The following is a 15,200-nucleotide window of genomic DNA, read 5'->3' as shown; positions in this document are numbered from 1 at the left end:
ATCCTATCTATAATTTTTCTATTCCCTTCCATCTGAATCTCATTTTCATTTCCACAATGAAAGTTCCATAATCTCAAAGATATATATGTATTTTCTAAAGAAAGCGATTTTTTTGTAAAATTTAATATTTTTTTTAAGTAGTCATCTTCATCTATCTTGTCTATATCACCATCAAAAGAATGAAGGGAAAAATTAATTTGTCTAAATGCTTTTTTATCTATTATCTTTTCTCCTACTCTCCCTATCAAAGTTCCATTGGTAGTTATGTTTACCTTAATCTCTTTTTCTCCTGCAAGATCTAAAAAACTAGCAATCTCTGGGTGTGACAAAGGTTCCCCCTTCACATGAAGGTATATATAATCACTGTATGGCTTTATTTCATCTAAGACATGTCTAAATTCGTCTAAATTCATAACTTTAGGAGGTCTTACTCCTTGAGGACAAAAACTACATTTTAAATTACATCGATTAGTTATCTCTATATATACTTTTTTATATTTTTTTGTATTTTTTCTCATTTTTTTCACCTCTTCTATAGCTTTTATTATAACATAGGACAATAAAAAAAGAGATAGTATTCTATCCCTTCTAAAATTACTATTTTCTAAATCGATAGTCCTCAATTGCTTCATTTATAACTTCTTCCGCTAAGACTGAACAGTGTAATTTCGATGCTGGCAATCCATCTAAATTTTCTGCAATAGATTTATTTGTCAACTCTAATGCTTCTTTTATAGTTTTACCTATTACCATCTCTGTAGTTACCGATGATGAGGCAATAGCTGACGCACACCCAAATGTTCTAAATTTTGCATCGGTAATCACGTTCTCTTTTATCATTAAAAAAATTTCCATCATATCTCCACAAGACGGACTTCCTACTTTTGCATATCCATCAGGATTTTCTATTATTCCTACATTTCTAGGATTCATAAAATGATCCATCAATTTTTGTGTATACATCAAATTTTCTATTATTTGTTCTGTAGATTCCACCTATCATCACTCCTAAATTTTAATTTATAAATTTTTTAATTTTTCTTCTATTAATTCTAATTCTTTTTGTAATTTAAATTTTCTTAAATTAAGTAGCTCTTTTTCACTATATTCAGCATCATTTCTAAATCCTTGTACAAACCTTCTCCCTAAACCTAAATTTCTTTTCCCATTTTCAAATCCAGCTTTTTTATATCCATTACAATATCCTAATTGTTTTCCCATTCCTCTTCCACTGTCCATTGGTCCTCTTCTATTACCATTCATAAAAATAACCTCCTTGTATAATTCACAATAAAAATATTTGAATATCAAAATTTATATTTTTAAGATAAGCCGAAAATAAATTCGGCTTATTTATAGTTAATATTTTTTATAACTATAACTTTTTAATTCAAAAAAACTGTCGACTTGTTTATAATTTTGTTTTTAAAAATAAGAATATTTAAGGCTTATTAACGTGCATATGCACATTTAAATTTTATAATAATTTGGGGATTTTGTCAATATTATTATAAAAATAATTCCTTGTAGGAAAAAAATTAAGATATAACAAAACCCTCCTAAATTATTGAAATCAATAATTTAGGAGGGTTTACTCTATCCTTTAGTTGCTCCAGCAGATAATCCTGCTACAATATGTTTTTGTAAATACATAAATAATATCGCAATAGGTACAGCTATTAATATAGAAGCTGCTGCAAACTGTGTAAAGTTATCATTTGCTCTACTTGAGATCCACTCAAATATCCCAACAGCTAAAGTTTTTTTCTCTGCACTTCTAAGCAGTAGTTTAGGAAAGATAAAATCAAACCATGGTCCAATAAAATTTGTTAATGCAACAAATACAACTATTGGTTTTGTGATAGGTAAAATAATTTTTAAAAATATAGTCAAATGCCCTGCTCCATCTACTCTAGCAGCCTCATCTAAACTCTTAGGTATTCCATCAAAATAACCCTTTACTAACCATGAGTTATATGGAATCTGTCCTGCAATATAAACTATTAGAAGCCCTGCATGAGTATCCATAAGACCCATCTTAGTAATTAGAATATAGATAGCTGTCATAGCTAGAAATGATGGAAACATCTGTAATACTAACATTCCTATCATGGCTTGTTTTCTTCCTCTAAATTTATACCTAGAAAATGTATAAGCTGTAAGAGTTGTTATCATAACTCCTAAGATCATATTAAGTGTCGCTATTTTCAATGTATTCATATACCAAATTGGAAAATCTGTTTCAGTAAATAAAGTTTTATAATGATCAAACGTTAATGCCTTTGGTAAAAATGTAGAACTATAAAGACTGTTTCCAACCTGCATAGATGACATCACAATCCATATTAGAGGCATAAGTACACTAAGCGCTATCAATATTAAACCTAAATATGTTAATCCGTCTAAAATCTTATCTATAATTTTTGTTTTACTCATTACATCATGTCCTCCTCTGTGAATGATTTACTTTTCATAAATTGATATGTGGAAAATGATGCTATAAAAATAAATAAAATTATTGATATCACTGCCGCCATATGAAATTGACTTTGATCACTGGTTAATTTAAATATCCAGGTTATTAAAATATCTGTTTCCCCTGCATATCTCAGGGCCGAATTAGTAGGTCTTCCATCTGTTAATAAGTATATTGCTCCAAAGTTATTAAAGTTATATGCAAAAGTTAATATTAGCACAGGTGCTGTTTGAAATAATAACATTGGTAATGTTACCTTCCAAAATTGAACCCATTTAGATGCACCATCAATTTCTGCCGCTTCATAGATTGAATCTGAAATATTTGTCAGAGATCCTGATAATAAAACCATAAAATATGGTGCTCCAAGCCAAGTATTAATAAGTATCAAACTAACTTTTGCTAATAATGGATCAGTTAAAAACGGTATTTTATCAAATCCGAAACTAACGATCAAATTATTAATAGGTCCAACCCCACTAAACATGAGTCTAAATACCAATAAAGATATAAATGCCGGAACAGCATAAGGTAAAATAAATATAGTTCTCCAAAAACCTTTAAATTTAATATTCTTTCGGTTCATCATAAGAGCCATAATAAGCCCACACGAATAATTTAATAGTGTTGAGAGAAAAGCCCATACTACTGTCCAACTTCCTATTTTAATAAATGTTTTACTCCATATTTTTAATTGGAAGATATCTATAAAGTTCTTAAACCCTACCCAATCTACTAAATTTCTAGGTGGAATATGATCTGGTGCTGAATAGTTTGTAAAAGCTACCAAAACAGTTACTAATATCGGTAACAAAATGAAAAATAAGACACCTAAAGTTGCTGGTGTTAACATTATAGACACAAAGCTACGATCATATACCTTTATTAAATATTCTTTTGTTGTCATATAAGATTCTTCAATGTCCATCTCGTGCCCTATTCTTTTGGCATCTTTAATATTCCATGTATATAGCCCCACTAAAATAAACAACATTATAATAGTTACAACACCCTCAATAAGTAAAAATACTGAATGATCTCCCTGTATAATTTGGAATCCATTCATTTTTTGAGTAGTTTCTCCCAGTGTTATAATACCCCAAATTCCTTTTATAATCCTTGGTATTTTTATAAGATATAATAATTCAATTATAAATAAAATTATCCCCTTAAGAAAATATTTATTATATAACTGCCCTAGCCCCATACAAAGACAAGACAGTAGCATTGATCTTTTTTCCCTATTCATCTTCTACCTCTTTTCTACATATTATTTGAGCACCAAATAGGTGCTCATTAAATTTAATTTAATACCATATCACACCGCTTATCTTCTAGTTTCCATTTGTTCTTTTATGATTTTAGTCATATTCTTTAATCCTTTTTCAGCAGTTACTTTTCCATTCCATATATCTGTAATTGTTGCTCCTGCTGGTTCCCAAATTAATCCCATCTCAGGAATTGCTGGCATAGGCACTGCATATTGAGCTTGCTCTAAGAAAGCTTTTGTGTATTTATGATTAACAATCTCAGGTGCATCGATTAATGCCTTAACTGGTGGTAATTGATTAGTCATCTTAAATCTTTCAATTAGCATCTCATCAGAAGTTGCAAATTCAGCAAATAATTGAGCTGCCTTTGGATACTTTGTATATGAGTTTACTAATAAAGTTCTGATCCCAGAAAAAGAAGCTGGATGTTTCCCATCAAATGTAGGAATTGATGCAACACCAAAGTTAACACCTGATTTTTCTGCTCCTTCTAATCCCCATGGCCCATTTATAATAGTGGCTACCTTTCCTTCTGCAAATAAACCTGTCATAGCGTCATAACTTACATCTCCAGCATTTTCAACTGAGATAGATTTTAATGACAACATCTTATTCATACCCTTAATAGCACCTTCATTATCCAAACCTATATCGTTAGCATCTGTTCCCTCATTTCCGAAAACATATCCTCCATCCATAGCCATAAACATATGAGCATAATAGAAATTAGAAAGTTCCCAGAAAATTCCAAATTTATTTTCAGATTTATTTGTGAAGTTTTCTCCAAATTTAATTAATTCCTCAAACGTCTTTGGAGCCTCAGGTAAAAGATCTTTATTATAATATAGTGCATATGTTTCAATTGCTAGAGGGAAACCATATACCTTTCCTCCATTTGTAACAGCGATTCTTGCTGCAGGTAAAAAGTCATTTTTTATTCTATCAGCACTAACTAGATTTTCCATAATAAGTCCTGATTGAACTAAATCTCCTATTTGATCATGAGGTGCAACAAAAACATCAGCTGCTGTTCCTGCTGGTCCATCTTGAATTACTTTATTTTTAATAGTAGAAATATCGTTCTCTTCTAAAACAACATGTACTCCATATTTTTCTTCATATTTTTTTGCTGCAAATTTAATGTATTCTCCAACTGTCCCTTTAGACTCCCATATTTTTAATACTGCTCCCTCTTCTGGAACTACTTCATTAGTTGTCGTTTGAGTAGCTTCTACTTCTTTAGATACATCCTTACTTTCTTCCTTTCCTTCGCATGCCATCATCCCAAATGATAAGATAAAAATCATCATTCCATATAAAACTTTTTTCATTTTTTCCCCCTTTTGTTTTTTTGGAAACGTTTCATTTTGTTTCTGATATTAGTCTAGTTCATTTCTTATAAAATGTCAACCATTAAGCAACAAAACAACACAAATTAGCTTTTATATGTCCAGTTCTATTATTTTTATAAGTTTAGAGAGAGAAAAGCCATACAAAATCAAACTTAGAGAACAAAAAAAAGTATTTCAATATCAATTGAAATACTTTTTTTGTTCTTTTTTATACTCTTAATAACCTACAACTTTAAAATAAAATATATTTTTAAATTTATATAGTTATTGATTTTTTTCTTATACTTGGTAGTGTAGAAGCTGCTATAATAAAAACCATTCCTATCATTTTAATAATTCCCAGTTCTTCTCCATATATGAAAAAACCCACACAACTAGCTACTATTACCTCAAAATTAGCTACTATACTTACCCTTACAGGATCCAAATATTTAATTGCCTTTATAAAAAATAAGTGCGATAGAATCGTTGGGAAAAAACCAAATCCTAATCCTAAAAGTATCATTGATTTATCTTGAAATAAGTTTTTTAGGCTTTCTTGTGGATTTATTTGAGGTACTATTACCAAAACACCTGCTACAAAACTATAAAACATGAGGGTATATGGATCTATTCCTTTAGGAAGATTTTTATTGAAGACAGGTAAAATTCCATAAGACATAGCGGCTAATATTCCTAGGATAATTCCTACAATATCTCCATTAAAATGGTCTATAGAACCATTGGTAACTATAAAAAAACACCCTGTAAAACATAAAATTATAGAAATAACATTTTCTTTGCTTAATTTAATTCCATTAAATATTCGGGCAAATAACATAGTAAATATAGGAGCAGTATAGAGTAAAATAACACCTGTAGTAATCCCTACCCTGACTATAGAACCAAAATAGAATAGATTAAACAATCCCTGACTTACCACTCCTACTAATAAACAGAACATTAATTTTTTCCCACTTATTTTAAATTTTCGTCTATCAGTAAAAAAAATATATATAAACATCATAACAGCATCAAAAAAAAGTCTAAAAAATGAAATTTCATAGGAATTAAATCCTGCATCTTTCAAATAAGTTACCACTATTCCTAAAGAACCCCAAAATATTGCTGCTAAAATTACAAATATATACCCCATAATCTCCCCCTGATAATTTTTTACCAAATTAGTACTCTCCTATTCTAACAAAAAAAAATCAAAATAACCATTAATATCATTTATATATAGCATAATAAGTAAATGGTATATTATTAAAAATATGATATAATAAATTTATCATGTATCTTGGAGGAATTTGTATGGAAAATAAAGGTATCGTAAAAAAAATTGAAGGAAAAAATTTATATATAGAACTATTTAGAGACAGCTCATGTGCTCATTGCTCTGGTTGTGGAAAGTCAGATAAAACTGTAACTGATCTATACCACTATGAACTCAACGAGGATATAAAAGTAAATTTAGGAGATCTCATAACATTTGAAATAAACAATAAATTCATCTTAAATTTAGCTCTCCTCATCTATGTTTCACCAGTAGTTTTAATGGTTCTTAGCTATATCATAGCTGCTAAATTGGGAGCCAGCGAAGGACAAGGAATCATTGTTTGTTTTAGTACACTTATAATATCATTTTTAGGCTTTTATCTATTTGATAAAAAAACGGGAAGTAAAATGATAAAAGAAGAGATCTCTATCAAAGAAGTTATCCCTTCAGATGAGATAAAAATCACCAGTTGTGGTCCAAAAGACTAAAAAAATATTGTCCAAGAACTTGACGTAATACAAATAATCAAGACAAATATAAGAGGGGTGGGAGCATGGAAAATAAAACTAACTAATAAAACAACAATAAATAAGTATATCGCTGTTTGTTGTTGTTTTATTTTAACCTTACATAGTTAAAATAAAATATAATTAGGAAGTGATATTTTGAATAAAATAAATATAATTGACTTAAGTTTTTCGTATAGCAACCCTTACAGAGTTGTTTTTGATAAACTTAATTTAGAGATTGATAGAAATTGGAAAACAATCGTTTTTGGAAAAAATGGACGTGGAAAGAGTACCCTTTTAAACTTAATAGAGGGTAAACTAACTAAAGATGGTGGAAAAATAATCTGTGACTGTAATTTTGTAAGTTTTGCATTTAATAAAAAATTAGAAGCAAATACCTTAGTTTTAGACGTTATAAAGGATAACCTCGGTAAATATCGTGAATATGAGGAATTAATGGCTAGTTATTTGGAAGATTTTAACGATGATAATATTCATAAATATGGTGAACTTTTAGAAAAATACACCAAGATTGATGGTTATAACTTAGAATTTAAAATCGAAAAAGAGTTAGAGAAACTAAACCTTTCAAAAGGTATATTAAATCAAGAGTACACTACTCTAAGTGGAGGAGAAAAAACAAAGGTACAGCTTGTTTCATTATTTTTAGATGAAAAGAATTTTCCTCTTATTGATGAGCCTACAAATCATCTGGATATTGAATCTAGAAAGATTGTAGGAGAGTATCTAAAAAAGCAGACAAGTGGATTCTTGTGTATCTCCCATGATAGGGAATTTTTAAACTTAGTTGGTGACCATGTGGTTCATCTACACGATAAAAGAGAAGCTAAAGTTCATAAGACTACATTCTTTAAATTTCAAGAAAATTATTCACAATTGTTAGAGACAGAAAAAAAGAAAAATGAATCTTTAAAAGGTAATATCAAGAAAAAAGAAGATAGCTTCAAAGAAAAAGCTAAATGGGCTGAAAAAGCCGAAAGAAAAATGTCTGCTACCCCTTCTAGTGGTAATCGCGCTGGGTTAGAAACTCTTGGGGTCCGTGCTAAAAAACTAATGAAAAGTGCTAAAGGTTATGAAAAAAAAGCTCGTGAAAGTATCAATGAAAGAAAAAAACTAGTTAAAAATTTTGAGAAAGAATATGATATCAAATTTACTAATACTGATACCCTTCCTCATGAAATCTTAAGAATAGATAATTTAGATATTTTCTACGGTGATAAACAAGTAGTTAAAAACTTAACATTTGTTGTTAATAAAGGGGATAGAGTAGCTATTAGAGGAGCTAACGGTAGTGGGAAAAGCAGTATCATAAAAGCCGTATTAAAACAAATTCCATATTTAGGAAATATTACGCTAGATCCCAGGTTAAAGCTAGGCTATCTTGCCCAAGAACTCTTACCTCAAAAGATAACCTTAGAGGATTACTTAGTAGAAAAAAGGATAGATATAAATAGATTTACACCTTTTTTAGCAGCCTTTGATATGAGAGGAAACCTTTTAAGTAAAGATACCTCTCTACTTAGCCAAGGTGAAACTCGAAAACTCTATATGGCTCTCAATCTATACCATGATAATAATTTTTTTATTTGGGATGAGCCTTTAAACTTCTTGGATTTAGAGAGTAGAAAAAAACTAGAAGATGCCATATTAAAATATAACCCAACTATTTTATTTGTAGAGCATGACAATTTTTTTGTCGAAAAGGTCTCTACTAGAATAATTGATTTGGAAAAAGGGGTTGTATAATATGAACTTTATTCTGTATCTAATATCATCAGTAACATCAATTGTAGGCTCTGGGATTCAATCTATAATTATACCATTATACATTTTAAAAGTAACTGGATCAGGACTTCAAATGGCGAAAGCAGCTAGTATATTTGGTATAATTAGTCTTATTATGGGACCTATTGGAGGAGCCTTAGCAGATAAATTTAATAGAAAACATATTTTAATTATTTGTGATTTTTTATCATTTTCAACTCTTGCTATATTACTACTTTCAAAAATAAATAACATAAATGGAATTATAGCAATGCAAGGAGTGTTAATTATTATTTCAAGCTGTTTTTCCGCTTCGTCTACAGCTATTTTTTCTGAGTTAGATTCTTTAGATAAAGTAGAAAATAATAATAATATTTATAATGGTGTCATAAGTTTTATTGGATTATTCACACCAATATTAGGGTTGGCACTGTATGGTTTTGTAGAATTAAAATTTATTTTCTTCTTTAATGGTCTTACGTTTTTGATTTCAGCAATTTCAGAGTTTTTTATTAAATATACTTTTAAGAAAAAAGAGAAGAAAGAGATTAAAGAGAATGTATTAAAATTATATAACCCTGTTATAAAATATTTATTAGAAAAAAAAGATTTAATAGGAATTTCGTTATATGCAGTAGTTATTAACTTTGTATTTACCCCTACATTTATTGTTTTAATTCCATATTTCATTATAAAAAAATTATCTTTAAATAATATTTATATAGGTTATTTTGAAACAACTTTAGGAATAGGTATGATAATTGGAAACTTAATTATTGGAAAATACTCTAATAAAATTAATTTTAAAAGCAAAATAGTTTTTTCTATTACTAGTAGGATGTTAATATTTATATTATTTATTAATATGGATTTATTTTTTAAAGAACCATATTATATATATTTAAATGCTATTTTAATTTTTTTAGAAGGAATCTTAAGTACTTTAGTTAATGTTCCTTTGTTTTCTTACTTACATAAAGAAGTTCATAATGAAGTTAAAGGAAGGTTTTTTTCTTTATTGAATACGATATTTCAATCAACTGTACCCTTTGGCTTAATTATTTTTGGCTTCTTGCTAGATATAAAATTTGATGTAAGAGTAATTGTTACGTCTAGTTTTATGAGTATTATAGTTTTTACATATATTTATTTTTATAAAACGAACATTGGAAAACTTTTTTTACAAGAAACTAAAAATTAAAAAAAAGATTTAATAGAATAATTATTCTATTAAATCTTTTTTTCTTATACCATTAAACTTAGAAGTGAAAGTCCACCGATACACCATAACACTGGAGAAACTTTATTATATTCTCCTGTACCTACATGAACTACTATATATGATAAAAATCCAAAACTAAGTCCAGTACTGATACTGTATGTAAGAGGCATCATAATCACTGTAGCAAATACCGGTAGTGCTGTTTTAAAATCATTTAGATCTAATTCTTTTAAATTTTTAAACATATAGATCCCAACAATAATAAGCGCTGGTGCTGTAGCATATGCTGGGACAATCCCTACAATTGGTGTAAATAACAACGAAAGTAAAAATAGCATACCAATAACAACTGAAGCTAACCCTGTTCTGGCTCCTGCTGCTATTCCTGCTGTAGTTTCTGAAAGTGTAGTAACGGTACTAGATCCCAATAATGATCCTATTATTGTAGAAGCTACATCTGTATGGATCATTCTACCAAGTGACAAAATATTTCCATCTTCATCTTCCATTCCCATCTCCTTGGCACAAGCAATAAGAGTTCCCAATGAATCAAATAGATCTACAAACATAAATGAAAATATAGGTCCGATCAACGCAAATTGCAAAGCTCCTATTATATCTAATTTAAATGCAATAGGTGCTATTGACGGTGGCATAGACATGATCTGTGTAGGAAGTTCAACTACTCCTATAATCATCCCTAGAACCGTAGTAGTGATCATTCCTATCAACATTCCACCCTTTACATTCCTAAGCTCTAAAAGAGCCGATATCATGATTCCTATAACTCCTAGTACAACTGTAGGAGTAAATTTCCCTAATGATACAAATGTTGCTGAATTGGCAACTATTAATCCCATACTCTTTAACCCTATAAAAGCTATAAAAAGCCCGATTCCTGCTGTAGAAGCTATTTTTAGTTCCACAGGAATTGCCTGCGCTATCCTCTCCCTTATCCCACCAATGGATAGAACTAAAAAGAATAATCCAGATATAAATACCACTCCTAATGCTGTTTCCCAAGGTATTCCTTTTCCAATAACTAGTGTATAGGTAAAAAATGCATTAAGTCCCATTCCTGGTGCTAATCCTAATGGTGCATTTGCCCAAAAAGCCGCTATCAAACTACCAATTGCAGCACTTAAACATGTAATAGTAATAAGAGCCCCTTTATCCATTCCTGTATCCGACATTATAGAAGGGTTTACAAATATAATATATGACATAGTCATAAACGTAGTAACTCCTCCAATAACCTCTTGCTTTACCGAAGTTTTTCTTTCGGTTAATTTAAACATTCTTTCTAACATTCTACTTCCCCCATCCTTAAATTTTTAGTAGGTAGTAATCTAATAGTTATATGTTTTTTATGAAAAGCAACGACGTTGCATCCAAAATAAGTATAATCTAGGCTTTTATAATTATTTATTCCGTAATTTTCATCTCAAGATTCTTAGGTTATATAATAATCTTGGCGATGCCTCTTGCGGTTATAATTTCCTAAATAATAAAAAAAGATCCTGTTTTCCTTATGTCTCAGGAAAACAGAACCTTTATATACATTAAAATATTAGGTATCTATCTTCTTATAGTCAGCTTTTTTTAAGGTAGCTGGTAGAAACTTTTCGCCATATCCGAAATTTATATAAGTTTTTTTATTTAGAAGATTATACCATTTTATCCATAGAATTACAAAGCTTTTCATATGAAAACCCTACAACATTTAACTTGTAATTAATATAAGAAAAGAACCTTCGGGTTCTTTTTGTTTAAAGGAAAATCAGAATTGTGGTAGAATAAATTAGATGAAAGTACATTTGTAGTAAAATATCAGATATTTTAACTAAAAGTGAGGAGAAATTATGAAAAAATTATATATATTGATATTTTTTGTATATTATATTGTAAGTCTAGCAGAAGATACAGACAAGATAGAATTTAGATTAGGAGGAAATATAGCGGGAAAATATAAGGAGGTCAATACAACTAATTTTAAGAATAATAGTGAACCTAAAGGGATTGGATATGAATTTATTGTAGAATTGATCCATGAACCTATCTTAAATTTGATAACTGGTTTAGGAACCGGTTATCAAAGAGAAAGCGAAATAAGAGTAAAAGGGAAAAATTGTGGGGTAATCGATACTATACCTATTTATGCAACTGTAAAATATCGATTTAATGACGATGGGATATATAAGCCATATATAAAACTAAATTTAGGGGTGTCTATTCCTTATACTAAATCAGAATTAGAAAAAACTGGTGTTACAGCAGAAACAGGATTCTATTATTCGCTAGGAGGAGGAATGGAATATAAAAATATGATAGTTGACCTTAGTTACCAATATAATAGAAATAAATTGGATGGAGATTATGATGGGAAGATAGAAACAAGTAAGTTAACATTAGGAATAGGATATAGATTGGATATATAGGAGGCTGTTATGATAGATTATCGACGTAAAATAGATAATATAACAAATTTGTATAGATCATATGACTATGAGGTGTTTCTTTACCAATTGAAAGAAAAGATTTTAGATGAACAGTTTAGAGAGATATTTAATGAAATAAGATGGGCAAGAGAGATAAAAAAACTTGGTTCTCCTATTCCTAATGAGCTTCTGAATATGCTAGAAAATTTGAAAGGAAGGATAGTTAATTACTATATAGAATATTTGAAAACCAATAGGGAAACGATAAAAATAGAAGATCCAGATATAATAATTGGTTTAGGTTGTAGTAATGGACTGGGATTTTTGGATAAAAGGGTAGAGGTATTAGGAGAGTTGGTAGAGAAATTTCCAGAAGCAAAAATATTACTTTCTGGTGGAGGAATGGGAGTTTTAAAAACTGAAGCACTAGAGATGTTGGAGAAGTTAAAAAAAAATTATAAAGTGGATGATAAACTTATAATTTTAGAAGAAGATTCTTTAGATACCTTAGGGAATATTGTTTTTTCAAAACTATTATTAAAAAAAATGAATATATTGTGCAACATAGAAAAAATAATAGTAGTAACATCTCCATTTCATGTGATAAGGGTTCATTCTTTACTTAGTAGAGTTTTCCCAAAAGAGATTTTATTTGAGATTAAAGGTCATGATTATTATTTAAACAAGGTAACTAATGATGTAACTACCAGAAAAATTGTTGAAAATGAGATAAAATCTCTATATAGATCTGATAGAATATTTAATATAGTTAATTTGAAGGAAGAGAAAAAGACCGGTTTTGAAGTAGATGAAACTAGTCTTTTTTATCAAATGCTTCTATATCATGACCTGTATAGGAATAGAAGAGATATTTTAAGAAAATATTATGGATGTTTAGAGATTTACAAAATTTAAACATTATTTTAATAAAGAAAAAACACTAAAGACTATAAAGTTTTTAGTGTTTTTTTCTAAACGGTAGATACATAAGGGTGAAAAGAATTATCATTACGATCTCTAAAGAAATTATATAAAATGGCCAAGGGCCTAAAAAATCCATGGGACTTGAGATAGGTTTTTTCTTTAAAAACATATAGTTTGTGTTAAGTAAAAAATTAAGAGGAAATAGAACGAGCATTATTCCATTAATGTATATAAATGATTTTTTTAAAGAATAAAAAGTAATACTAAACTTAAAGTGTAATAAACAATAAAACGTAGCAAAATAGATATAGAAATGTGTTAGAAAAAAACTAATATTTGAGTAATTAGGGAAAGCAATTCTAATATCAGGTGTTGCAATAGCTAAAATAGCTCCGATACTCCAAAAATAGACTACATTAAAGATTTTCTTAGACCGAAATATCATCATAAGAGCTGCTAGAATTAGTGTATAATTACACATATTAAATGGTAAAAGGTTGAGAAAGCTTTCTTTAAAAACCAGATATCTATAGAGTAACTCGATAGTTTTTTCTACTAAGATAAAATACCCAGAAATTTTGGCAAACTTATCTAAATCAAGTTTAAATAATTTTGGGAAATATAAAATTAAAGCAGTTAAACCACCGTAACCAAAAATATAAAAAAAATGTTCTGTGCTAAACAATGTAAATTCTCTAATTGTAATCACCTACCTATGAAATCCTAGATCTGAAGGGTTGATATCTCCTGATACATGAGCAATATTTCCTCCTAATTTTTCAAACTCTTTTCGAAGTTTTACTACTTTCTTAGCCAATTCAACAGTATCGGTATTTAAATTTTCTGCTTTTATCCTTCCTTTTGACCAATATTCTATAATCAACTTACTATCTCCATAAATATTTTTTTTGCCTTCTTTTAGAGCTATATTTAGAGCTATATAACATCCTAAAAGTTCACCAAAGTTATTGGTACTTCCTGGTTTAGTCAAATAATTATCAAATTGATTGATTTTTTCTTTGGGAACAAAATGATGTAGGATAGATTTTCCATATTTATCAGTGACTCTGACTTCAGTTCCTATTCCACGACCGGTTCCGGCATCAAAATAGATTCCTAAGGGTAATTTTTCTTGAATCATCTCTTTAGTTTCATAGATAGCTCCATTTGCTATCCACTTTTCAGCTTCCTTGTGGCTTTTAAAGGACTTATAACGGACATTCCCACCACGAGTAAGGGTCTTACACTCATCCCAATCGTTAGTGATTATACCGGTATTTGAATGGGTATAAAAACAAGCATAAAATTTGTCTAATTTTTTTTCATAGTTTCCACCTGAACCTAACCATTTTTCAGCTTCTAATTTGGTTACAAATCCTTTATATCTAGCTTTTTTTCCTTTAGTTTTATTCTGGCATTCTGGCCAAGATGTCAGTATACCACTCTCATTTATACTTTCTATTACATATGCATAAAATTTATTTTTTGCCATTATTATCTCCTGTCTTTAATTTTGTATTTTTAGTTATTATACCATCATAAATAGAAAAATGAAAAAAATCTGTGAAAATAAAAGTTGTTCATAAATATTAAAAATGTTTTTGTTGGAGAAAGTTAGTGCATACCGAATGATGGGAAAAGTTATATTTAAATTAAGGGTATTTTGGGGGATTTGTATATGGTGAATTATGATAAAATAAAAAAGTTAGTTAAAAAAATTAAAAAGGAAATATAGAATATAGATAGAAAAAAATAAATAAGAAAAATTGGAGGTGGAAGATGAAAAAAATATTGATTATGTTTTTTATTGTGACAAGTCTAGCTATGGGTGGTTATTTGGATACCTGGGATGAACTGTTACAAAAATATACGTCTATTGGAAAAAAAGATGGAATAACTTTGGTAGTAGTAGATTATAGGGGATTAAAGCAAGATGTTAAGTTTGAAAAATTGCTAGAAGAG

General features: G+C 29.0%; 16 protein-coding genes and 1 riboswitch. Of the genes, 6 read left to right on the top strand and 10 right to left on the bottom strand.

Going from position 1 to position 15,200, the window contains the following annotated elements; all coding sequences use genetic code 11:
* From WBG30_RS03445 to WBG30_RS03415, 7 genes are all read right to left on the bottom strand, one after another.
* Positions 1-518 (bottom strand): radical SAM protein (locus WBG30_RS03445; protein ID WP_424503249.1); only part of this gene is annotated, 518 nt, incomplete at its 3' end.
* Between the two features lie 79 nt (positions 519-597).
* Positions 598-966, bottom strand: coding sequence for a Fe-S cluster assembly scaffold protein NifU (gene nifU, locus WBG30_RS03440; protein WP_424503250.1), 369 nt, complete (start codon positions 964-966; stop codon positions 598-600).
* Positions 967-1,020: 54 nt separating this feature from the next.
* Positions 1,021-1,263 (bottom strand): DUF5320 domain-containing protein, encoded by a 243-nt coding sequence (locus tag WBG30_RS03435; RefSeq protein WP_424503248.1) that lies wholly within the window; start codon positions 1,261-1,263, stop codon positions 1,021-1,023.
* 333 nt (positions 1,264-1,596) lie between these two features.
* Complete coding sequence (locus WBG30_RS03430; protein ID WP_424503247.1) at positions 1,597-2,436, bottom strand: sugar ABC transporter permease; 840 nt, start codon at positions 2,434-2,436, stop codon at positions 1,597-1,599.
* Positions 2,436-3,725 carry a carbohydrate ABC transporter permease gene (locus WBG30_RS03425; protein ID WP_424503246.1) on the bottom strand — a complete coding sequence of 430 codons (1,290 nt, stop codon included), beginning with the start codon at positions 3,723-3,725 and terminating at the stop codon, positions 2,436-2,438. The genes WBG30_RS03430 and WBG30_RS03425 overlap by 1 nt, the downstream gene beginning before the upstream one ends.
* 78 nt (positions 3,726-3,803) lie before the next feature.
* The gene (locus tag WBG30_RS03420; protein ID WP_424503245.1) at positions 3,804-5,078 is read right to left on the bottom strand and encodes a maltose ABC transporter substrate-binding protein; all 1,275 of its coding nucleotides are present in this window, start codon (positions 5,076-5,078) and stop codon (positions 3,804-3,806) included.
* 277 nt (positions 5,079-5,355) lie between these two features.
* The gene (locus WBG30_RS03415) at positions 5,356-6,234 is read right to left on the bottom strand and encodes a DMT family transporter (protein WP_424503244.1); all 879 of its coding nucleotides are present in this window, start codon (positions 6,232-6,234) and stop codon (positions 5,356-5,358) included.
* A gap of 161 nt (positions 6,235-6,395) precedes the next feature.
* On the opposite strand from WBG30_RS03415, the gene WBG30_RS03410 reads away from it, so the two are divergent.
* The 3 genes from WBG30_RS03410 (at position 6,396) to WBG30_RS03400 (ending at position 9,855) form a co-directional block, all read left to right on the top strand.
* Positions 6,396-6,848, top strand: a complete 453-nt coding sequence (locus WBG30_RS03410) for a SoxR reducing system RseC family protein (RefSeq protein WP_424503243.1) — start codon at positions 6,396-6,398, stop codon at positions 6,846-6,848.
* A gap of 177 nt (positions 6,849-7,025) precedes the next feature.
* Complete coding sequence (gene abc-f / locus WBG30_RS03405) at positions 7,026-8,636, top strand: ribosomal protection-like ABC-F family protein (RefSeq protein WP_424503242.1); 1,611 nt, start codon at positions 7,026-7,028, stop codon at positions 8,634-8,636.
* 1 nt (position 8,637) lies between these two features.
* Positions 8,638-9,855 carry an MFS transporter gene (locus WBG30_RS03400; RefSeq protein WP_424503241.1) on the top strand — a complete coding sequence of 406 codons (1,218 nt, stop codon included), beginning with the start codon at positions 8,638-8,640 and terminating at the stop codon, positions 9,853-9,855.
* A 44-nt stretch (positions 9,856-9,899) separates the two neighbouring features.
* Here the strand turns inward: WBG30_RS03400 and WBG30_RS03395 are convergent, their stop codons facing one another.
* A complete protein-coding gene (locus WBG30_RS03395; protein ID WP_424503240.1) occupies positions 9,900-11,186 on the bottom strand; it encodes an NCS2 family permease in 1,287 nt (428 codons plus the stop codon).
* A gap of 259 nt (positions 11,187-11,445) precedes the next feature.
* Positions 11,446-11,545: riboswitch (purine riboswitch) on the bottom strand.
* A gap of 193 nt (positions 11,546-11,738) precedes the next feature.
* Here WBG30_RS03395 and WBG30_RS03390 point away from each other — a divergent pair.
* Both WBG30_RS03390 and WBG30_RS03385 read left to right on the top strand, forming a co-directional pair.
* Positions 11,739-12,314 (top strand): outer membrane beta-barrel protein, encoded by a 576-nt coding sequence (locus WBG30_RS03390; protein ID WP_424503239.1) that lies wholly within the window; start codon positions 11,739-11,741, stop codon positions 12,312-12,314.
* Between the two features lie 9 nt (positions 12,315-12,323).
* Positions 12,324-13,229, top strand: a complete 906-nt coding sequence (locus tag WBG30_RS03385) for a YdcF family protein (protein WP_424503238.1) — start codon at positions 12,324-12,326, stop codon at positions 13,227-13,229.
* A 43-nt stretch (positions 13,230-13,272) separates the two neighbouring features.
* On the opposite strand, the gene WBG30_RS03380 is transcribed toward WBG30_RS03385, so the two are convergent.
* Positions 13,273-13,947, bottom strand: coding sequence for a TIGR02206 family membrane protein (locus WBG30_RS03380; protein ID WP_424503237.1), 675 nt, complete (start codon positions 13,945-13,947; stop codon positions 13,273-13,275).
* Positions 13,948-14,730, bottom strand: coding sequence for a viroplasmin family protein (locus WBG30_RS03375; RefSeq protein WP_424503236.1), 783 nt, complete (start codon positions 14,728-14,730; stop codon positions 13,948-13,950).
* Between the two features lie 287 nt (positions 14,731-15,017).
* Here WBG30_RS03375 and WBG30_RS03370 point away from each other — a divergent pair.
* Positions 15,018-15,200, top strand: a 183-nt coding sequence (locus WBG30_RS03370; protein WP_424503235.1) for a hypothetical protein, incomplete at its 3' end; no start/stop codon positions are given.

Origin of the sequence: Psychrilyobacter sp., from assembly GCF_049671765.1 — a bacterium.
Classification (GTDB): domain Bacteria; phylum Fusobacteriota; class Fusobacteriia; order Fusobacteriales; family Fusobacteriaceae; genus Psychrilyobacter.
Note: the sequence above shows the minus strand (reverse complement) of the source record. Positions and strands in the feature narration are given on the sequence as shown.

Coding starts and splice junctions, on each gene's coding strand:
- WBG30_RS03385 (WP_424503238.1), top strand. CDS start 12,324: ATGATAGATTATCGACGTAAAATAGATAATATAACAAATTTGTATAGA.
- WBG30_RS03390 (WP_424503239.1), top strand. CDS start 11,739: ATGAAAAAATTATATATATTGATATTTTTTGTATATTATATTGTAAGT.
- WBG30_RS03400 (WP_424503241.1), top strand. CDS start 8,638: ATGAACTTTATTCTGTATCTAATATCATCAGTAACATCAATTGTAGGC.
- WBG30_RS03435 (WP_424503248.1), bottom strand. CDS start 1,263: ATGAATGGTAATAGAAGAGGACCAATGGACAGTGGAAGAGGAATGGGA.
- WBG30_RS03425 (WP_424503246.1), bottom strand. CDS start 3,725: ATGAATAGGGAAAAAAGATCAATGCTACTGTCTTGTCTTTGTATGGGG.
- WBG30_RS03395 (WP_424503240.1), bottom strand. CDS start 11,186: ATGTTAGAAAGAATGTTTAAATTAACCGAAAGAAAAACTTCGGTAAAG.
- WBG30_RS03375 (WP_424503236.1), bottom strand. CDS start 14,730: ATGGCAAAAAATAAATTTTATGCATATGTAATAGAAAGTATAAATGAG.
- WBG30_RS03415 (WP_424503244.1), bottom strand. CDS start 6,234: ATGGGGTATATATTTGTAATTTTAGCAGCAATATTTTGGGGTTCTTTA.
- WBG30_RS03430 (WP_424503247.1), bottom strand. CDS start 2,436: ATGAGTAAAACAAAAATTATAGATAAGATTTTAGACGGATTAACATAT.
- WBG30_RS03420 (WP_424503245.1), bottom strand. CDS start 5,078: ATGAAAAAAGTTTTATATGGAATGATGATTTTTATCTTATCATTTGGG.
- WBG30_RS03410 (WP_424503243.1), top strand. CDS start 6,396: ATGGAAAATAAAGGTATCGTAAAAAAAATTGAAGGAAAAAATTTATAT.